We start from the raw sequence: 20,934 nt of genomic DNA on the forward strand, positions 1-20,934 counted from the left end.
GAAGCCGCTTTTTGGAGAATTTTCCATCTTTATGCTCTGCACATTATGGTTATAGAGCATGTTAACACAAAAACGAAAGCCCGTGGCCTATTTTTTCAAATAAGATCACGGGCTTGATAAAGATATTGACGGAACTGCCCTTGTTTTAGTGAGCAGGCATCCCGTAGTTCAAGTTTGACCGGTTCACGTCGGCGCAGAGGGCATTGCAGCTGCTGCCGACTATGAACCCGCGGCGCTGATTATTCCTCAGTCTGCTTTGCTTCACCCTTCACAAAATCGGGGCGCTGCACTTCAACACCGAGCGAATGTTCGAGTGCATCGAGGTACCCGCGGCGATCGGATTCACCATAAACGGAGGAAAGTTCACGGGTGATGCCGGCGAGGTCCTCGGGCTTAGCTTCATGCTTCTTGGCTTCCTTCACGTAAATGACAACGTAGGAGCCGTCAGCGAGCACAGCATTGGTGTAGCTCGGAAGCTTCGCCGTCGGGAGTGCAAGGGCAGCATTCACCACAGTCACTTCCTGATTCTGCGGCGCGCGGCGCGAAATCCACATCTCGTCGCCGAAGCCGTCAACACTCTTAGCCTGCTGCACCGAAGCGAGCTTGGCCTGACCGGCTTCAATCGCCATGGCACCAGCCTTTTGACGCTTGAGCGCATCGGTAATGAGCCCCTTCACTTCGTCGAGCGGGCGTTCAGCTTCCGGGAAGTATTCCACGACACGAGCAGAAACCAAACGATTTCCCGAAACCTCAATCGCGCTCGTATTGCGCTTTTCCTTCAAGGCTTCTGTGCCGAACAGCGATTCAGCCACATGATCGGTAATGATCTGACTGAGTTCCGGATCCGTCACGCCGTTGCGGGTGACGAAATCAGCCGTCTCAACCTTAAGACCGAACTTCGCTGCAGCCGGTTCGAGCGTATCGGACTGCTCATAAACCAGGTTCGTGAATTCATCGGCATGGGTGGAGAACTCGCGAATCGCCTGCTGCTGCGCATACTCGCGCTCGATCTCGCTCTTCACGTCTTCGAAAGGTTCAACTGCAGCCGGATGAATGTCGGTCACGTAGATCACATGCCAGCCGAATTCCGTTTCAATCGGGCCGACAATATCGCCCTTCTTGGCGTTAAACACCGCATCTTCAAAAGCCTTCGTCATGACGCCGCGGCCGAAGAAGGACAGATCACCGCCCTGTTCTGCGCTGCCCGTGTCAACGGAATTGGCCTTGGCCAGTTCAGCAAACTTAGAAGGATCAGCCTTCACTTCATTGGCAAGTTCTTCAGCCTTCTTGCGGGCAGCTTCCTTGTCATCGCCGAACTCGATCAGAATATGACTTGCGCGGCGCTCTTCAGGAACGGTCCAGCGCTGCTTATTTTGTTCGTAAAAGGTCTTGAGGTCGTCCAGACTGGCCTTCTGATTGCTGAAAGCGTCAGGCGAAAAGACAACGTACTGCGCCTTGATGTGCTCGGGCGAAAGGAAATCCTTCAGGTGAGCGTTGTAGTAGGCTTTGATCTCTTCGTCCGTAACGGCAACCTTGTCAAGGTAGTCATCCGCAGGCAGAACCAGCGTGCGAACGCTGCGCTCTTCGGTGAGGATCTCGTAGAACTGCTCCGTAAGCGCCTTGGGGACCGGATAGGTCGCACTCACGCCGGAAACCACCGCTTCCTTAGCGAGATCGTTGCGAATCTCCATCACGAACTGCTGGTCGCTCTTGCCCTGAGAACGCAGGAACTGTTCATAGCGCTCGGCAGAGAACTTGCCGTCAACCTTGAGCGCATCAGCGTTCTTAATGAGGGCCACAGCCTGTGCTTCACTGACGGAAATGTGGTTCTTGGCCACCACCTGATTGATCGCAGCCTCATCCATCAACATGCGAAGCAGGTCTTCACGAGCCTGAGGCGTATCGAGCAGGCTGGCGTGAAAGCTCTCACCCATCTGCTGACGCAGGCGTTCAAGCTGCTGGCGCTTGGCCAAATCAAAATTTTCAGGCGTAATCGACACCTCGCCCACTTTGACGATCGAGTTGTCACTCTGAGTCATGCGGTTGTACGAATAAATGCCGGTAACCACAAAGCTCGGAATAATGAACACCATTGCGATGACCATCAGCCAACGCTTGTGTTCGCGGAATGCCTGCAGCATAAGGGATCCTTGTCTAAGGGCCGCTTCTGCGCATCATTGAAGAAAGCGAAGAAACGGCGAGCATGCCAGTTGGAAATGTTCTTTTGCCGGGACGCAGATAACAAAAAAGGCGAAACCTCACGGCTCGCCTTTTTCAAGAAATCTTTGGCGGAGTGGACGGGACTCGAACCCGCGACCCTCGGCGTGACAGGCCGATATTCTAACCAACTGAACTACCACTCCGCGCTTTCGCGCATTTTTGGCTGGAAACAGAATTTGACGCGATCAAATTACTGCAGAAAAACTGTTGGCGGAGTGGACGGGACTCGAACCCGCGACCCTCGGCGTGACAGGCCGATATTCTAACCAACTGAACTACCACTCCGCATCAGAGATGCTGCTGTTTTTCAGCCTAGAAGGTGCATTATACGGAGCGAAAGAGAATTTGCAAGCCTTCCGGCGTCATCATCTCTTGCGTCCCGGGATGCATCTCCCAGTGGACTCCTTAAACCCGGAATCCAGGGCAATAAAAAAGCCGTTACCGGCTTTTCTATCAGTGCTCTCTTGGAGGTTTGGCGGAGTGGACGGGACTCGAACCCGCGACCCTCGGCGTGACAGGCCGATATTCTAACCAACTGAACTACCACTCCGTTTTCTCTCGGAGAGCGCCTTCTCCGTTTCGGAGAAGAATTGGGATTTTACAGACTTCACAAAACCTGTCAAGAGGAATATCGAAAAACCACCTCAAATTCACGTCTACATGACGCATACACGTGATCAAAGCGGCTCAGCATCACTGAGGTAGACCGCTCAGCAACCTGCGCATAACGAAAAATCCCGGACCGCCAACTGCGATTCGGGATTCCTGCTTAAAGTCCGAAAGATGAGTGATGGTGGATCCTGAGGGACTCGAACCCCCGACCCACGCCGTGTAAAGGCGTTGCTCTACCAACTGAGCTAAGGATCCATCGGACTTTGAAACTTCGAGCGTCAAACTCGAAGGAGAGCGGATTGTAGCAAGCGGCGGCGAATTTTGCTCGCCGCCGCCCATTCTTTTCACACTGCTGTCTTAGCAGATCAGCATCAAATTACGCGGAAGGCTGAGCAGCCGGCGTATTCGGCGCTGACGACATCTTCGGCGGCATGAGCGTTGCCTCGGCATCATCCGTGAGAGGAGTCGGCTGCCGCACGAGTGCGCGAGCAAGCACTTCCTCAATGTGCTTCACCGGCACAATCTCGAGCCCCTTCAGAGCGTCTTCCTTGATCTCGGTGAGGTCCTTCATGTTCTCTTGCGGGATCAAGACGGTTTTCACACCGCCTCGCTGAGCCGCGAGCAGTTTTTCTTTCAGACCGCCGATCGGAAGCACTTCACCGCGAAGGGTGATTTCACCCGTCATCGCCAAGTCGCTTCTGACCGGAATGCCGGTAAGCGCAGAGGTCATCGCTGTAACGATAGCCGCACCCGCACTCGGACCATCCTTCGGAATAGCACCTTCGGGGAAGTGGATGTGCCAGTCGGTATTGGCAAAGATGTCAGACTTAAGACCCAGCTGTTTGGCACGCGCACGCACCACACTGCGGGCCGCTTCCACACTTTCCTTCATCACGTCGCCCAACATACCGGTGCGAAGCACCTGCCCCTTGCCCGGGAAAGCCACGGCTTCAATCATCAGAATGTCGCCGCCCACTTCGGACCACGAAAGACCGTTGACAATGCCGACCTGCGGTTCACGCTGAGCCGACGTAATGCTGAAGCGCCGCACACCGAGGTACTTCTCAAGCGTTTCGGCCGTGACGCGGATCGGAAGCTCCGTGGGACGCTTGTCCTTGGGCGCCTCGAGTTCCGTCAGAACGATCTTGCGCAGAATCTTGCCGACAGCACGTTCGAGCGAGCGTACACCCGCTTCACGCGTGTAGTAGCGGATGATGTCGCGCACCGCGCTTTCTTCCACCACCACTTCGTTTTCCTTCACGCCGTTGACGCGCATCTGCTTAGGAATGAGATGACGCATCGTGATGTGCACCTTTTCGTCTTCGGTATAGCCCGAAAGCGAAATCACCTCCATACGGTCAAGCAGTGCCGGCGGAATGTCATAGCTGTTGGAGGTCGCCACGAAGAGCACGTCCGACAAGTCGAACGGCGTCTCAACGTAGTGGTCTTCAAAGGCGTTGTTCTGCTCCGGATCCAGCACTTCAAGCAGCGCTGCTGCCGGATCACCGCGGTGATTGGCGCCGATCTTGTCAATCTCGTCCAAGAGGAAAAGCGGATTCTTAACCTTAGCCTTGATCATGTGCTTAATGACCTGCCCCGGCATCGCGCCCACGTAAGTACGGCGATGACCGCGGATTTCCGCTTCATCGGAAACGCCGCCCAAGGCCATGCGTACGTATTCGCGATTCGTCGCCCGGGCAATCGAGCGCCCAAGCGAAGTTTTGCCGACGCCCGGACCGCCTACGAGGCAGAGAATCGGCGACTTGACCTTGCCCACGCGCTTTTGCACGGCGAGATATTCAAGAATGCGCTCCTTCACCTTTTCGAGTCCCCAATGATCCTCATCGAGGACACGGCGAGCCCGTTCGATGTCGCGGTTGACGCGGCTCTTCTTCTTCCAGGGCAGTTCGAGAAGCGTCTCGACGTAGCTGCGCACGACGCTCGCTTCTGAGGACGACGGCGGCATCGTTTTCAAGCGCTTGATTTCCGTAAGCGCAGCTTCTTCGGCTTCCTTAGGCATCTGCGCATCGCGCACCTGACGCTCCAGTTTGGCCTCTTCCTCTTCGGCTTCTGCAGTTTCCGGGTCCAGACCGAGTTCTTTCTTGATGGCCTTCATCTGCTCATTCAAGTAGTACTCGCGCTGGTTCTTCTCCATCTGGCCCTTGACACGCATCTGGATGCGTTTTTCAACCTGACCGCTTTCGAGTTCACGGTCGAGCACGCCGATGAGAATTTCATAGCGGCGCACCGGATTGGAAGCACGCAGAAAGTCAAGACGTTCAGCTGTGGTCAGCGGAATGAAAGACGCAGCCACATCACAGGCGCGCACCGGATCCGTTTCCTCCGTTACGGGACGGAGGTGTTCGGGCGTGAGCTTCTTGACGTTTTGCGCATAGTCGAGAAGCTGACGATTGAGGGTGCGCTGATAGGCCGCAAGATCTTCCGACACTTCTTCTGTCGGCAGTTCTTCCGCGGTGGCTTTGTAGAACCCAGATGCATCGGTCCAGCTCGTCACGCGGCAGCGCTGCGTTCCGTGTACAAGCGCCTTCACTGAACCATCGGGAAGACGCAGCAGCTGATCCACTTCGCCGAGTACACCGACATCCCAGAAATCTTCGGGCTTCGGCGAATCAATGCTCTTTTCACGCTGGGTGAGCAGAATGACGCGCCCAGAATGCACACGCATAGCAGCCTCGGCGGCGAGCACCGAGATCTGACGGCCCATGAAGACCGTCGTCATGGAATTCGGGATCACCACCATGTCGCGCAGGGGGATCACCGGAAGCGGACCCGCCGCAGCGGCAGTCGCTTCGTTGTTGGGAGTCTTGTTATCGTTCAAAGCAATAACCCCATAAAAGATGATTGTTGAAGTCTATATGGGGACGCTCCGCGCAATTTTCAACCCGTGCCAAGTGGGGTAGAACCAATTGCTTGATTGGAGCGCCGCCTCCATCAGACTTGCGACGATTGCGGAGCTGCTTGAGCAGCCGCCTTTTCAGCTTTGAGCGCTTCGATTTGTTCTGCAGTACGAAGCACGTACTCTGGCTTTGCCTTGGCAGTGACAACCGCTTCAGTCACGATCACCTTTGCCACATCCGTGCGGCTGGGAATTTCAAACATCGTGTCAAGGAGCAGCGCCTCAATAATCGAACGCAGGCCGCGGGCGCCCGTTTTACGCTCAATCGCCTGATGTGCAATGGCTTTAAGGGCTTCGGGCGTGAATTCAATATCCACGTCCTCCATGGCAAAAAGCACTTGATACTGGCGAACAATGGCATTTTTCGGTTTTGTCAGGATCTCAATGAGCGCTTCTTCATTGAGTTCTTCAAGAACCGTAATCACCGGCAGACGACCGACCAACTCCGGAATCAGACCGTACTTCACAAGGTCACCCGTTTCAATCTGACGGAAGACATCCGTGAGGTTGTGATCCTTTTTGCCGACGACCGTACCGGAAAAACCGATTTCACTCTTCTCCGTGCGGTGGCGAACAATGCGCTCCATTCCGTCAAACGCACCGCCGCAGATAAAGAGGATCTGGGAAGTGTCGACTTCCATCATGGCCTTTCCCGGATTCTTGCGCCCGCCCTTGACCGGCATGGACGCAATGGTGCCTTCAACGAGCTTGAGAAGAGCCTGCTGAACACCCTCGCCCGACACGTCGCGGGTAATGGAAGGGTTCTCGCTCTTGCGGGCAATCTTGTCAATTTCGTCAAGATAGATGATGCCCTTCTGTGCACGCTCAATGTCGCCGCCGGCGGCCTGCACAAGCTTAGCGACAATATTCTCAACGTCTTCACCAACGTAGCCCGCTTCCGTCAAGGTCGTTGCATCCGCAATGGCAAACGGCACATCGAGCGCACGAGCGAGCGTCTGAGCCAAAAGCGTCTTGCCCGAACCCGTCGGGCCGATCAGCAGCACATTGGACTTCTGCAGCTCAACCTTGTCTTCAAGCGCCTTGAGCTTTTTGTCACCCAACGTATTCAAACGCTTGTAATGATTGAATACCGCCACCGACAGTGTCCGCTTAGCGCGTTCCTGACCAATTACATAATTGTCGAGAAGCTCATAGAGCTCCCGCGGCGTAGGAATCTTGGCCGGAGCCGCCGCTTGAGGGGCTTCGGCAGCAGGCTCTTCAGCAGTTTTGCCGCCGGTCGTTGCGCCGGTGAGTTCGGACGCCATCAGACGGACACAGTCGCCGCAGAGGAGCTCACCGTGCAGGCCCTGAAAAAGGGAGGAGCACTGCGACTCATCACGGCCGCAGAAAGAGCAGTAGCGTTTTGCCATTTTTTGGTAAGAAATTCGTTGCCCGGCACCGAGCATTGCTTGAAAAGCATTGCGCTTTCGGGCCGAAAGGAAAACTCATCCGCATAGCGCCTGACATCAGCCGTCAAGCGCAATGCGGAAGGTTCTTGCCTGAGGTCAGCCGCGCACAAGTTCGAGCCGCGCAGCTGCCAGCCTCAAGCATGGGGAAAGGGAAATCAAAGATCCGCGCGGCTCGTAAGCACTCGGTCGATGAGACCGTATTCGAGCGCTTCCTGCGCGCTCATGAAATTATCTCGATCTGTATCGCGAACGAGCTCGTCATAGCTGCGGCCGGTGAAGCCGGCCATCAGTTCGTTCATCTGACGCTTGATGAGCAGCAGCTGGCGAGCACGGATTTCAACATCGCTCGCCTGACCTTCTGCACCGCCCAAAGGCTGATGAATCATGATGCGCGAATGCGGCAGTGCATAGCGCTTGCCTTTTTCGCCTGCGGCCAGAAGGAACGCGCCCATCGACGCGGCCATGCCGAGGCAGATCGTATTCACCTTCGGGCGAATGAAACGCATCGTATCAAAGATCGACATGCCGGCAGAAACCGAGCCGCCCGGGCTGTTGATGTAAAGCGAAATATCCTTGTCAGGATCTTCGCTTTCAAGAAAGAGCAGCTGAGCGACGATCAGCGAGGCCGTTTGATCGTTTACTTCCGTCGTGAGGAAAATAATGCGGTCACGCAGCAGACGCGAGTAAATGTCAAAACTGCGCTCCGACCGACCGGAGCTTTCAACAACAATAGGAACTAATGACATAACCAATAATCAAATCTGTGAACCGTAAGCGTCTGCCCGGCACAGCCAGCGCGCATAAACGGTTGAAAATTGAACGGACTGCTCATCCGCTCATAGCGTTCGAACATTATGGCGGAACCGCGTGCGGTATGCATGACAGTGCGGGCGGCATTCGCTGAAAGGACGAAAAATTCGCACAATTGCGCATTTTTCCAGCGTTTAAACGCCTGCCAAAAATGCCGAAGGGCGCCCGCAGGCGCCCTCACCAGCCTCAAGCGGCAATGCCGCTTGAGTACGGAAGTGGCGGAGTGCCCGATGGGTGCTCCAACCGCTTCAAAAAAGTGCGATTAGAACTCGCCCTTCATCACCTTGTCGAATTCGACAGGCACTTCTTCCGTGGTGGCCTGACCGAGGAGCCAGTTGGTGACGTTCTCTTCCTGAACCTGCATCGCCACATTCACGCGGCTCTGACGGTCGGTCGTGAGGTACTGAACGACTTCAGCCGGATTTTCGTAAGAAGCAGCGATCGACTGGGCGCGAGCCGTGATCTGTTCATCGGTGGCCGTGAGCTTTTCACGCTGAACGACTTCAGAGATGAAGAGACCGACACGGGCCTTCTTGACAGCCGGTTCCTGGAACATGGAGTCCGGAATATCCTTCGGGGCTTCAAGGCCGCGGCTGCGCATGGCCTGAGCGTACTGCTGAGCCATAGCACGGCGTTCTTCTTCAACGACAGCGGCCGGAACCGGGAACGTAAGCACCTTGTCGAGAGCCGAGAAGACTTCAGCAGCAGTGCGCTGTTCAAGACGATAGCTCACTTCGCGTTCGAGGTTCTTCTTGACGTCGGCACGCATGGCAGCAACGCCATCCTTCACACCGAGGGACTGAGCGAATTCGTCGTCGATCGTCGGGAAGTGCGGTTCTTCAACCTTGGTCACTTCAACGAGGAACTGGACGGTGGCGCCGTTCAGATCAGCGGGACCATATTCCTTCGGGAAGGTGAGATCGAACGTCTTCGATTCACCAGCCTTCATGCCGGCAACCGCCGCATCGAACTCGGCGAGCATACGGCCGCTGCCGATGACGAACTGGAAGCCTTCAGCCTTGCCGCCCGGGAATTCAATGCCTTCCTTCGTGCCGGTGAAGTTCACCGTAACGCGGTCGTCCTTCTGGGCAGCGCGATCAGCAGCGGCTTCAGTGTAGGTGACGCGCTGCTTGCGCATGACGTTGATCGTTTCTTCGACAGCAGCATCATCAACCGTGGAGGTGTAACGCTTGAGGTTCAGCGCCTTGAAATCAGGATATGTGATTTCAGGGAAAACTTCAAACTTAGCCGTGAAGCGCATCGTTTCCTCATCGCCATTGGCGCCTTCGACAGCTTCAACCTTCGGTGCACCGGCGATCTGCAGACCGGAGGCCTGAGCAGCCTTCGACCAGGCCTGACCGACGAGTTCGTTGAGGGCCTCGTCAAAGGCGCGCATGCCGTACATGGCTTCGACCTGCTTCATCGGAACATGGCCCTTGCGGAAGCCGGGCATACGGGCATCCTTGGCGTAGCCGCGCAGATGCTTCTGAGCAAGCTCGCGGACCTGAGCGGACGGAACGGAGAGCTCAAGCGTACGCTCGAGCGACACGGCCGGGGCCTCTTCCTTCTTGGTTTCAGGAGCAGCAGCCTGTTCGACGGCCTGTTCAGTCTTTTCTTCAGTCATCGCTTTGATCTTTATGTAATTTCGATCCGTTTTGCACCTAAAAAACTACTTCTGGTGCCGGCGCGGCTCGATGTGTGAATAAAGACCGTTCGGCTAAAAAGCTCAGCCGAACGGTTCGGAAAATCTGTCCCTCATCAGGGGAATTTTGATCGCCGGTAATCTGCAGCAACCAAAAAAAACCTACCAAATGAGAAGCCTTGCATTATAACTAACGCCTTCTTGCGCTGCATTGAAAGTCTCCTGTCCCATTTATCTGTCTGTCCACCCATGAACTACAAGACTGCCGCTCTCTTTGTCGTCCTTGTCACTTCTCTTGTCGGATGCTCGACAACACTCGCGCCGCAGCGCAGCGCCTCAGGAACATCGACTGAAACGGTCCGGCCAATTCATCAGCAAGAGGATGAAGCGGAACCGCAAAGCTACCGCGAACGCATTGAAGTCGTCGTCCAGCGCATGCGAGCGGCCTGTGTGGCTCAGGACAATCAGCCGTACTACAGGAAAACCGCCTGTCTGCCTTCAGGCATTACAGACGAAATGACCAAAGACTCCACCCGCATTACCGCTGCGCAAAAACGTGCCGCCGAAGCCGTCTTCGCTTTCACTCACGAACTCAATGAAGAAACCCGCCGGATCATGCGAGAGACCCAAGATCCAGCGCTCGCCGCCCGCGCTGAGCTTTCTCAGCGGCTGCGCGACCCGCAGATCAATACCCTTCAGGAAGATCTGCTGTCAGGGAAAATTACGTGGGGAGAATACAACACTGCCCGCCGCGCACTGGCCGAAGCTGTCCGCAGCGATTTGGAAAACGAATAGCACCCGCACTTCGGCGTGCTCTTCTGTACAATGCACGCCACAGTGCGCGAGTGGCGAAATTGGTAGACGCACCAGGTTTAGGTCCTGACGCTTCACGGCGTGCCGGTTCGAGTCCGGCCTCGCGCACCACATGGCAAACCGAGTGTTGTCTCTAGATGCTATATGCACTGCATATAGCATGCAGCCCCCTCTGTATCCACAAATCAAGCCGTTTTTACAGCGTCTTTACGACACATTTACGACGGCGGTGGGTTTGGCTGCATGAAAAAAACGAAGACTACAAGGGCGTCAATTTGCGCATCAGACCCGCTCAAGCCCAACGTCACACATTCCGTCATCTGGTGCTACTCCAGGGCCTACTGCAGCCCTCCCGCAGAATTCAAACAGTCAGTTAAAACCATAGCGTTCACTTGCTATTGCGTATTCAACGGGATCGTTACTGAAGCCTGAATGACTGCGGAGCCTGCCCTCAGAAAGCGACTGCGAACTTTTTTTTCAATGCGGAGTTCAGCTTGCCCGACTTGATGTTCCTTGTCACGAACCCGTCGACCTGGCGATCATGAAACGCCACTCCTTCGCTCAACCGTCTCAACTGCACCTTTAATACGGCCTCATCCTTTTCCTAGTCATAACAAGATGCTAGAGTGAAGATTGGTAAATGGTGTTCGCAGAAAGTACCTCTTCGTGCTGATGAAACAACCTGCACTTTAAAGTGCGTCTTCAGAAGACTAAGCGAGCTTCGTTTCTACACCATCCAAAATACATTATTCATACAGCTCAAAATCATGATCAAAACCACGCCGATTACCCCTTCTAAGAAGTCTGTGAGGAAAGCCGGCGAGGCTCTTCGTAACTCTGATTTATCTGAAGCTGAGACAGCTGAAGCATTGGAAATTCTGTCTTCCTGGCGAGCTTTGTACTACAGGCCAATCAATACATTTCAGGCGCTCATTAGAAAGAAAATCTCATCACTCGGAATTAAATCTGCGATCGTTGCACAAAGACTGAAGCGAACACCATCCATCGTCGCAAAACTGAAGCGCTTCCCCGGCATGCAACTCGATCGTATGCAGGACATTGGCGGTATTCGCGCTGTCGTCAATAATGTCAGAGAAGTTCGTTTTATTCACGAATCCCTGATAAAAGGACGACACAAACACCGTCCTGTAATGCCGCCCAAAGACTACATTACAGAGCCAAAGCCGGATGGATATCGCGGGATTCATCAGGTCTTCAAGTACAGCACTATCCAACATGAGGAACTGGAAGGTATACAAATTGAAGTCCAGATCCGTACAAAGTTTCAGCACTACTGGGCTACTGCAGTTGAAACCCTTGGAGTCATAGAGAAATCGTCTTTCAAGACAGGTGCAGGCGACGAAGATTTCAAACAATTCTTCAAGCTTTGCAGCGCTTTATTCTCCATCAAAGAACGAGAACCAATTGTCGCTTCATTACGCGACAAAGCACCAAAAGTGATTGCGCAGGAGTTCCAAGATCTTGAAAGTCGGCTAGGGATATTTGACAAGCTATCTGCTTTCACCACCGTGATAAAAGCTACCTCCGGCGTGGAAAATAAGGCAAAAAATGGATACTACTTGCTGATTCTCAATACGGAACAGAAAACATCATCTTTCATTCCGTTTGCCTCGGATCAGGCCCCACTTGCTGAACAGATGTACATGCTCATGGAGCGAACTGAAAAGGATAATCCATCCGTCGACGTCGTTCTCGCCGCAGCTGGCGACCTGAAGGATTTGCGGACAGCGTATCCTAATTATTTCGTTGACACTAAAGCATTCATGTCTCATCTAAGCGCAATTTGCTCAGAAATCCTGGCAAGTTGAGTCTTTCATGCTCTTCGCAACTTGTGCCGCAACGCGTTTCAGCCGCCATCGCTCGTAGCTTTTTGAGTTTTGCTTTACTGGCCGCGGCTAGGCCTTTTTGACAGTGTCTTTTGGCCCTTCATTGGGCAGATCAGGGTTCTCACCAGATGTCGAGTGACGAGCATCAGGCCTTGAACTTCCTCACCGACCGGGCATTCTCCCAGAATCAGGCCCATACCGGGCTTACCCAAACGAAGACCGGCGCAAAATTCATTGCACCGGTCTTCGATTAATCATGCCTCAGCAAAGAGACACTGTTACTTCACTTCCTGAGAAAGGGCTTTTTCCACTGAGAACGGCCAAGCCTGATAGCCCGTGCAGTTCTTCAGCTGAATCTCAACTGAAGGTTCTTTTGCCCCCCACTTGAACTCTTCAATATAGGGATTCGGCGCGGAGGTGAATGCGCCGCTCGCCATGTCAAAGCTTGCTCCGGCCGTGGCGGAATAGACGAAGATGGAATTCTTGTCAGCCTGATATTCCGTGAGCGAAGTTACCGGGCTGTACCAGTCGTGACCGCGCTCCTTGCCGTATGCCCAGATCTGTTCAACAGTCATCTTCTTCTGATCGATTTTGTAGACCACAGAACGCGAATACTTCATCTCGGGCAGCGGCGGCTGTTCCATGCCGCGTGCATCGCCGTTGTCAAAAGCCGAGACATAAATAATGTCGCCCTTGCTCTTCTCATCAATCTTAAAGGCGGTGTGCTGAGTCCAGGTCCAGTCAAACTCGCCCTCGCACTTGCTGCCGCTGCACTTGATCTTGCCGCCGTTGGCATCGATCGGCGTCAGCACCTTCTCTGCCCAGCCTTTTTTCCAGCCTTCCGGAGAGGAGAGAATCCATTTCACCTTTTTGTCACGGCCAATCTTAATAATGGCGGACTGGTGCCGAGAGCTGATAATGATCGAATCATCTTCAGGATCGTAGTCGACTGAATTGACGTGTGCCCAGTTGCGGCCAGGGCCCGTACCGACGATGTCACCGAATTTATCGGAAGCATCCAGCTTGGCGATTTCCTCCGCCGTGAGCGTCTTGCCGGCCTGTGAAGCATCAATATTGAGACAGACAGCGCCCTGATCCAAGACCTTCATTACGTTGTCGCGGTACGGATCAAGAATTTCAGCCAAACGCCATTCGTCTACCACATTGCCGTTCTGATCGACCTCAGCAATCACATCGCGCACTGTGCGTACGTTCTTGCCGTCAGCGCGCTTCCAATTGGAGCTCGAGACACGCAGGAAATAGTGCCCGTTGTCCGCATCGTCCATGGAATGCGAGAAGTCACCGTAGCGCATCGGAAGACGGCGATTGAAGACCTCGCGTCCCAAAATGTCGTACTTCACGTAGCGCTGGCCAAAGCCCCAGGTGAGCAGACCATCAGCATTCTGCTTGAAGCCCATCATGACGCCCGCAGAATAAAGTGAATTGAGGTCATAGATCGGGTTGGCGAACATGAACCAACGAACTTCACCCTTGGTATCAATAACGGTGTTCTGCGGCCAGTAATTCCATTCGAGTGCGCCGCCGGTCGGATTGTTCCAAACTGCACGAGTGCCGATGCTGGATTTCTGACCAAAGTTGTTGACGAAGTAGAGGCGGTCAGAGAATTCCGGATCGGCCTTCTTCACTTCTGCCTCAAACGGCATCATGCGCTCCATGGTGTTTCCTGCAGGCTCAAAGTAAACAGGAGGCGCATAGAGCTTATATTCGTCTGAAAACTTTTCCTTTTTGCCCGTCGTGTCAATTCTCGTGTAATCAACACGAATGGTGTTGAGATAGTCCGGATACAGCCCGAAGACAGGAACGCCGCCGTGCGTGAGAAGCTGTGAGCGTGAGACCTTGTAGCTGATCTTTTGTCCGCCCTGCTTAGGCACAATGTGCACCGTCACATCCGCGAGCGTGTAACCGCCGTCACGAATCACAGCAGTGAGCGGCGCAATGCCATAGGGATTGCCCATCACTTCTCCGATGTGGCCTTGCACCTCATAATCGATCTTCGGACCAGAGGCCCCGCCGATCGCCATAGCGGCGGCAGGGATGGCAGCAGCGACGGCCAGAGCGATCCACTTCATCTTCATTACAAAATCTCCTTTTAGCGAGTGCAGAAACAAAAGAAACTGCATCGTTGAAATCGTTCCGTTTCAAGCGGAACGCGACGAAACTCAGTATGAAGACTTAGCCGAAATAACTAAATCGGGGCTTGCGCAGGATTGTGTTGCGGATCTCGAAGATCGCTTTCTTCAAAAAGAGAAAACTGTCAGTCCTCAATAAAATGAATGGAATTCACATCCGCCAAGGTCTTGGGTGCACTCACGATCACCGAGCGCACCCAGACAGATGCCGGATCCTGATGGGTTCGGTTGTGCCAGATGAGTGTCGGCCCGTAGACAACTGCATTTTTGGGTCTCCCCAAAATTATGAGATCAGGCATTAATTTTTGAAGCTGAACGGCGAGCTGCAATGGCACCGCTCCCCAAAGATTGGTCTGACAAAGAATCTGTGCAATGGGAATAAAGAACGGGGACCAAACGGCGATATTTTCCGCCATCAACGGAATATCGGCTTCAGCATCAAACCATGGATCATCTAAATCGTTCAGCGGACCAGTCATCACCCGAATCTGTCGATAAGCCTTGAAGTCTTTTCGAGTCAATGTCCGCTCTTGAGCGAGTTTTACCAATGGATGGTGCCTTCCGCAGACCAGAACAAAAACGTCATCAGCAAGCCGAAGGCTATGTAAATTTGGATCTGACGGAACAAACGGAAAGATTGCAAAATCGGCCTCTCCCGACGAAAGCAATCTTCCAAAATCAGCTCGAATAGGGCGAAATTCAACACCAATTGAAGGCGCCTTTTCAAGCAGTGCAGAAACGGATGGCGTCAGAAAAGTGAAAATCGCATTATCTACGCATAGAATTCGAAAAATTCGACGCACATCACTTGGCCGGAAAACTTCCTTCTCAAAAAGCCGGCCGTAATTAACAAGAAGTTCAGAAACACCGCCATTGAGTTCACGAGCTCGCGGCGTGGGAACCAAACCTCGATTAGTTCGAAGAAAAAGATCGTCATCGAGGAGCTCACGCAGCTTGGCAAGCGTGCGGCTGGCGCCGCCGACCGACATAGCGCATTCCTGTGCAGCCTTCGTTAAAGATCCCGTTCGGAAAATAGCAGAAAAGAGAAAAAGTGCATCGGTGTCTATATTTGGTCGCTGCATATGGTTTCGGGCAATCATTTAGGCCGTCAAGAGATAACGGCAGTAAAAAAGGCGGCACCCGCAGACGCCGCCTTTTGTGAACTCAGACTGCGGCGAATATTTTTTTCCGCCGCAGCTGACCGAGCACTAAAGAAAGCTTAGTGCTTGCCGCCGCAACCGCAGCCGCAGCCGTCCTGCTTCTTTTCCTCGTTGCTCTCGTGATGATGGCCGCAGCAGCCTTCGCCTTCGCCGTGCTTATGCTCATGGCCGTGCCCACCGCAGCAGCATTCGCCTTCCTTATGATCGTGCTCATGATGATCGTGACCGCAGCAGCACTCGCCTTCGCCGTGCTTATGCTCATGGCCGTGTCCGCCGCAGCAGCATTCACCTTCCTCATGATCGTGCTCATGATGGTCGTGACCGCAGCAGCACTCGCCTTCGCCGTGCTTGTGCTCATGGCCGTGTCCGCCGCAGCAGCATTCACCTTCCTCATGATCGTGCTCATGATGGTCGTGACCGCAGCAGCACTCGCCTTCGCCGTGCTTGTGCTCATGGCCGTGTCCGCCGCAGCAGCATTCGCCGTCATGATCGTGGTGGTGATGACCGCAGCCGCAGGAATCTTCATCGTCATGACAGCCGCAGCCGCCATGCGCAGCCTTGAACTGGATCGGGTCAAAGGGCGATTCAGCTTCCGTGACCTCAAGTCCTACCATCTGAAGCATCTTGGCCAGATTGGGCAGCGGCAGAACAGCAAAACCCTCTTCGATCTGCGCAATACGAACGCCGCGGTTAACCAGCGCACCAGCAGCTTCACGCAGCACATTCACGTCGCCCGTCACGTTGAGCACCTTTTCAACTGCCGGACGAACTGCCCAGAAGCCGCCTTTTTCATCAACGAATACATCATTGACTTCAACCGGACGAAGCTGATCGGCAGGAACGCCAAGTTCAACTTCGCCTTCCGGCGTATGAATGACCTGAGGAAGCTCTGCACGCTGAGCGGATGTGAGCGGCAGTGCATGAGCCTTGTCAAGCAGGGTCTGAGCGGGAGCGGCGTTGGCCGGCAAAAGCTTCGTAAGCGTGGACATATCTATTTAATCCTGTTATCAGGATGTGCTGCAGTTGCGGGGAGCAGCACATCCGAAAAAATGAAAGCTGCTTTATTTTATGGTATCGGGAACCAATCGCTGATAGTTATTTTGCTTTATGAAGTATCTGCCAAACTTTGAAATCTTTATATTGTTCAGTCCCTGCTCGAATCTGAAAACAAATGCCGATTTCTAATTTATCCGCCAAGCACCCCCTCGAGCGCGTCTGACAGTCGATCTACCGGAATAATTTCCAGTCCTTCAACAGGCTGCCGAGGCATATTCGCACGAGGGATCAGTGCTTTAGAGAAGCCGAGCTTAGCAGCCTCACGCAGACGCTCCTGACCTCGAGCAGCAGGACGAATTTCACCGGCCAAACCCACCTCGCCGAAAACGACAAGCCCGCGTTCGAGCGGCCGATTCCGCCAGCTCGAGCAGATAGCCGCCAGAATGGCCAAGTCCGCTGCCGTCTCCGAGATTTTCACGCCGCCCACAGCATTGACAAATACATCTTGGTCAAAAAGTGCAACGCCAGCGTGTCGATGCAGCACAGCTAAGAGCATTGCCAGACGCTGCCCGTCAAAGCCGACAGCAAGGCGTCTGGGAGCGGGCAGATGCGTCTCATCGACGAGCGCCTGCACTTCGACCAAAAGCGGCCGCGTACCTTCCTGAGTGACGAGAACGGTGGATCCCGGAACGTTCGATTTGTATTCAGAGAGGAAAATAGCGGATGGATTCGTCACGCCGCGCAGACCATGATCAGTCATGGCAAAGACGCCAAGTTCGTTGACCGCGCCAAATCGATTTTTGAAGGCTCTGACGAGTCGAAAGTTCGAATGCGTATCGCCCTCAAAATAAAGCACCGTATCCACGATGTGTTCGAGCACTCGCGGCCCAGCGAGCGAGCCTTCTTTGGTGACGTGCCCCACAAAAAAGAGCGAAGCGCCGGAAGTCTTGGCCGCACGGGTAAGTCTGGCAGCGCATTCGCGCACTTGCGACACGGAGCCCGGAGCGCTGTCGAGCGCGCCGGAAAAAAGTGTTTGAATCGAATCTATGACGACGAATTCCGGGCGTTTTTCATTGATGACCGCTTCGATGTGCTCAAGCTCAATTTCACTCATCAGCTTGAGACCCGCCGTCGGCAGCTGCAGCCGCTGAGCGCGAAGCGCAATCTGCGCGGCACTCTCTTCACCGGAAACGTAAATGCAGCTGAGCCCCGCAGCCGCCAGGCGAGCCATCACCTGCAGCAGAAGCGTCGACTTGCCGATGCCCGGATCGCCGCCAATCAGAGAAACGCCGCCCTTGACAAGACCGCCGCCCATGACGCGGTCGAATTCGGAGAGCCCCGTAACGATGCGCGGAGCATCCTCTGCTGCCACATCGGAAAGATCCTGCAGAGCGCCCGTCGTATCGACGAAGCCGCGGCCGGAGCGTGAATCCGCACCGTAGCGGGCCGCGGCGCCAGTGGCCACTCTGAATTCCTTCAATGTATTCCACGCCTTGCAATGCGGACACTGTCCCATCCATTTGGCCGTGGTGCCGCCGCACTCGGAGCAGACAAATTCGATACGGTCCTTTTTGGCCATGCGGTCAGCCTTTCAATACAAGCGGCACTCGTCGGGCGAGCGCACAGAGAAGTTCGTAGCCGATCGTGCCGCACCGTCGGGCAAGATCATTCACGGCGATATGCCGCCCCCAAAGCTCTACCTTCGAACCCACATCAGCTTCCGGGATATCGGTAACGTCAATGGTAAGCATATCCATCGAAACAGCTCCGGCAAGCGGCGCCTGAGAGTCTTCCACCCAAACCGGCGCGCCGTCGGGCATCGAACGCGGATACCCGTCTGCGTACCCGCAGGCAACTACGGCAATCCGTGAGGGCCGCTGCGCCGTCCAGCGGGAACCGTAGCCCACGGATTCGCCGGGGCGGACTTGCTGGAGAGCGATGATTTCAGCGCCGAGCGTCATGGCGGGAATAAGGCTGAGCGCCTCTGAGGTCACCGCTTCGTCCGGAGAGACGCCGTAAAGTGCAACACCGGCTCGAACAGCCTGTCCCTGAACTTCTGGGTGAAACAAAATGGCACCGGTATTGGCCAGACAGGCCTGCTCCCGCGCCAGACCACCCATGGCCGCAAGCTGGTCGGCCACCGTCACGGGCGCATGCACGGCAGACTGTTCGGCATTGGCGAAATGAGTCACATAATCCATGACGCGGACACCGGGAATCGCGGCCAGCTGAGCTGCAGCAGCAGGCGCTTCGGCGGGACGGAAACCCAGGCGGTTCATGCCGCTGTTGACTTTGACATGCACACGGACATCCTTAGGCTTGGCAGCACGAAGGATGGCGATTTGCCAAGGTGAATGCACCACCGTCTCAACTTTGAGCGTCTGCAGGGGTTCAATGTCTGCGGCATCGAAAAAACCTTCAAGCAGCAAAATCCGCTTGTGCCAGCCGCAGCGGCGGACAATTTCAGCATCGCAAAGATCGATCGTAGCCAAGCCGTCTGCATCGGCAAAAGCTGTCACCGCATTGTCGAGACCGTGACCGTATGCATTGGCCTTCACTACCGCCCAGAGCGCCCGGCCTGCGGCTTTCGAACGCATGACGCCGAGATTATGGCGAAGCGCTTCAAGATCAATTTCTGCGGATATGGGACGCGGCATCTGCGCAGTTTCTCCCCGATTAGCTTGTCTGAAGAGCACGCAGCCGTTTTTCTGAAAAGTCCTGTCTGCGACTCAATGAAGGTCAAAGAGAGGCGCCGCGCGCAGAATTTGACATTTTCTCATCATCCGGGAATACATGCGTCGCCGGCCTGCAACGGAGTGTTGCGGAATCCGCATCTGTGTTTCTCCCTGCTCAAGGAAGTATATTTTGCGCACTGCATTGCAGTCGTCCTCTTTCACTTGGCTAAAATTGCAGTTTCCCAATGCGCCGTCTTCGCTCAAGCGCGGACGGCCGCCCAGTTTCAGGCATAAGGAGAACAGGTTGAAACGCGGCTTTTACACCATTATGGCGGCGCAGTTTCTGTCGTCTCTGGCAGATAACGCACTCCTCATCGCCGCCATTGCGCTCCTTGCGAGTCTGGGCGCCCCAGAATGGCAGACGCCGCTCCTCAAACTATTCTTCGTCGTGAGCTACGTCCTTCTGGCAGCCTGGGTGGGCATCTTTGCTGACTCGATGCCCAAGGGCCGAGTCATGTTCCTCACGAACTTTCTCAAAGCCGTCGGCTGTCTGCTGATGCTTTTCGGCGGCCATCCGCTGCTCGCCTACGCTATTGTCGGCATTGGCGCTGCCGCCTATTCCCCCGCCAAATACGGCATTCTCACGGAACTGCTTCCTGCCGAAAAACTGGTCATCGCCAATGGCTGGATTGAAGGGCTCACGGTCGGATCCATCATTCTCGGCGTCGTACTGGGCGGCGTGCTGATTAAGCCTGAAATCGCTTCCCCGATTCTTTCTCTGTTTCACCTCAATGCCATCGGCCTCACGTCGTTTGCCGAAGCGGCGATTTTTGCCATTACCTTCGTTTATGTAGCCGCCTCCATCGTCAATCTGGCGATCCCGGATACCGGAGCACGTTACCCCAAGCAGAAATTTGATCCGATTGATTCAATCCGCGGCTTCATGACAAGCTGCCGGCTGCTTTGGCACGACCGTCTTGGGCAAATCTCACTTTCCGTCACGACGCTTTTCTGGGGCGCAGGCGCAGTCCTGCAGTTCCTCGTTCTCAAGTGGTGCGATCATGCACTCGGCATGACCCTCTCGGAGGGCGCCGTCATGCAGGCCGTGGTCAGTCTCGGCATTGCCGTCGGCGCAGTGCTTGCGGCCGCCCGAGTGCCGCTCGTGAAGTCGCTCTCCGTGCTGCCGATGGGCATCATCATGGGAGCACTCGTCATGTGCATGGCCTTTTTTACTCGTGCCGACGCACCGGCGGGCGGCATCGAGATTTTCGGTCACAGTCTCTCATGGGCCGTCATCATTGCCAGCATCGGCATGATTGCAGTCGGCATCTGCGCGGGGTTCTTCGTCGTGCCGATGAATGCGCTTTTACAGCATCGCGGCCATGTACTGATGAGTGCCGGCCGTTCCATTGCCGTGCAGAACTTTAATGAGAACCTCTCCATTCTCACCATGCTGGGCGTCTATTCTCTGCTCATCAAATTTGACTTGTCCGTTCCCGCCACGATGCTCACTTTCGGCAGCTTCGTGATGGTTTCCATGGCGCTGGTGATTCTGAAGCATCATCGCAACCAGCGGGAATTCGACAGTACGCATCTGATCGGCGAAGAAAAGCGACATTAAGTTTTTGCTGCCCGACGGCAACAGCCTGTCAAAAACCCTCCCTGAAGCCCAAGGTTCTCAGG

14 protein-coding genes and 5 tRNA genes are annotated in these 20,934 nt (G+C 54.7%); 5 read left to right on the forward strand and 14 right to left on the reverse strand.

What is annotated here, in order from left to right; translation table 11 throughout:
- Positions 1 to 239 precede the first annotated feature (239 nt).
- The 9 genes from DES29_RS09630 to tig all read right to left on the reverse strand — a co-directional run bounded on the left by DES29_RS09630 (position 240) and on the right by tig (position 9,592).
- Entirely contained in the window at positions 240 to 2,141 is a 1,902-nt protein-coding gene (locus tag DES29_RS09630; protein ID WP_021994819.1) for a SurA N-terminal domain-containing protein, read from the reverse strand.
- A gap of 145 nt (positions 2,142 to 2,286) precedes the next feature.
- A tRNA-Asp gene (locus tag DES29_RS09635) sits at positions 2,287 to 2,363 on the reverse strand.
- 65 nt (positions 2,364 to 2,428) lie between these two features.
- Positions 2,429 to 2,505: transfer RNA gene (locus DES29_RS09640), tRNA-Asp, on the reverse strand.
- Between the two features lie 188 nt (positions 2,506 to 2,693).
- Positions 2,694 to 2,770: transfer RNA gene (locus tag DES29_RS09645), tRNA-Asp, on the reverse strand.
- 241 nt (positions 2,771 to 3,011) lie between these two features.
- A tRNA-Val gene (locus DES29_RS09650) sits at positions 3,012 to 3,087 on the reverse strand.
- Between the two features lie 121 nt (positions 3,088 to 3,208).
- Entirely contained in the window at positions 3,209 to 5,671 is a 2,463-nt protein-coding gene (gene lon / locus DES29_RS09655) for an endopeptidase La (protein WP_016473914.1), read from the reverse strand.
- Between the two features lie 113 nt (positions 5,672 to 5,784).
- On the reverse strand, positions 5,785 to 7,155 hold the full coding sequence (gene clpX, locus DES29_RS09660; RefSeq protein WP_021994820.1) for an ATP-dependent Clp protease ATP-binding subunit ClpX: 1,371 nt from the start codon (positions 7,153 to 7,155) through the stop codon (positions 5,785 to 5,787).
- Between the two features lie 158 nt (positions 7,156 to 7,313).
- Positions 7,314 to 7,904: an ATP-dependent Clp endopeptidase proteolytic subunit ClpP gene (gene clpP, locus DES29_RS09665; protein ID WP_005430640.1), complete on the reverse strand. Its 591-nt coding sequence runs from the start codon at positions 7,902 to 7,904 to the stop codon at positions 7,314 to 7,316.
- Positions 7,905 to 8,230: 326 nt separating this feature from the next.
- Complete coding sequence (tig, locus tag DES29_RS09670) at positions 8,231 to 9,592, reverse strand: trigger factor (protein WP_005430638.1); 1,362 nt, start codon at positions 9,590 to 9,592, stop codon at positions 8,231 to 8,233.
- Between the two features lie 267 nt (positions 9,593 to 9,859).
- Here tig and DES29_RS09675 point away from each other — a divergent pair, with 267 nt between their 5' ends.
- The 4 genes from DES29_RS09675 (at position 9,860) to DES29_RS12680 (ending at position 12,524) form a co-directional block, all read left to right on the forward strand.
- Positions 9,860 to 10,405: a hypothetical protein gene (locus DES29_RS09675; RefSeq protein ID WP_021994821.1), complete on the forward strand. Its 546-nt coding sequence runs from the start codon at positions 9,860 to 9,862 to the stop codon at positions 10,403 to 10,405.
- A gap of 44 nt (positions 10,406 to 10,449) precedes the next feature.
- Positions 10,450 to 10,534 (forward strand) — tRNA-Leu (locus tag DES29_RS09680).
- A gap of 656 nt (positions 10,535 to 11,190) precedes the next feature.
- Positions 11,191 to 12,252: a RelA/SpoT domain-containing protein gene (locus DES29_RS09685; RefSeq protein WP_021994823.1), complete on the forward strand. Its 1,062-nt coding sequence runs from the start codon at positions 11,191 to 11,193 to the stop codon at positions 12,250 to 12,252.
- 146 nt (positions 12,253 to 12,398) lie between these two features.
- On the forward strand, positions 12,399 to 12,524 hold the full coding sequence (locus DES29_RS12680) for a hypothetical protein (RefSeq protein WP_264468145.1): 126 nt from the start codon (positions 12,399 to 12,401) through the stop codon (positions 12,522 to 12,524).
- Positions 12,525 to 12,548: 24 nt separating this feature from the next.
- Here the strand turns inward: DES29_RS12680 and DES29_RS09690 are convergent, their stop codons facing one another.
- From DES29_RS09690 to alr, 5 genes are all read right to left on the reverse strand, one after another.
- A complete protein-coding gene (locus DES29_RS09690) occupies positions 12,549 to 14,366 on the reverse strand; it encodes an aryl-sulfate sulfotransferase (RefSeq protein ID WP_005430633.1) in 1,818 nt (605 codons plus the stop codon).
- Between the two features lie 179 nt (positions 14,367 to 14,545).
- Positions 14,546 to 15,520 carry a LysR family transcriptional regulator gene (locus DES29_RS09695; protein ID WP_330872799.1) on the reverse strand — a complete coding sequence of 325 codons (975 nt, stop codon included), beginning with the start codon at positions 15,518 to 15,520 and terminating at the stop codon, positions 14,546 to 14,548.
- A gap of 119 nt (positions 15,521 to 15,639) precedes the next feature.
- On the reverse strand, positions 15,640 to 16,569 hold the full coding sequence (locus tag DES29_RS09700) for a UreE family protein (protein ID WP_113854812.1): 930 nt from the start codon (positions 16,567 to 16,569) through the stop codon (positions 15,640 to 15,642).
- A 197-nt stretch (positions 16,570 to 16,766) separates the two neighbouring features.
- Complete coding sequence (gene radA / locus DES29_RS09705; RefSeq protein ID WP_016473904.1) at positions 16,767 to 18,155, reverse strand: DNA repair protein RadA; 1,389 nt, start codon at positions 18,153 to 18,155, stop codon at positions 16,767 to 16,769.
- Positions 18,156 to 18,159: 4 nt separating this feature from the next.
- The gene (gene alr / locus DES29_RS09710; RefSeq protein WP_113854813.1) at positions 18,160 to 19,233 is read right to left on the reverse strand and encodes an alanine racemase; all 1,074 of its coding nucleotides are present in this window, start codon (positions 19,231 to 19,233) and stop codon (positions 18,160 to 18,162) included.
- Positions 19,234 to 19,555: 322 nt separating this feature from the next.
- Here alr and lplT point away from each other — a divergent pair, with 322 nt between their 5' ends.
- Positions 19,556 to 20,872, forward strand: a complete 1,317-nt coding sequence (lplT, locus tag DES29_RS09715) for a lysophospholipid transporter LplT (protein ID WP_113854814.1) — start codon at positions 19,556 to 19,558, stop codon at positions 20,870 to 20,872.
- Positions 20,873 to 20,934: the final 62 nt, after the last annotated feature.

The sequence above is a fragment of the Sutterella wadsworthensis genome (genome assembly GCF_003315195.1).
Classification (GTDB): domain Bacteria; phylum Pseudomonadota; class Gammaproteobacteria; order Burkholderiales; family Burkholderiaceae_F; genus Sutterella; species Sutterella wadsworthensis.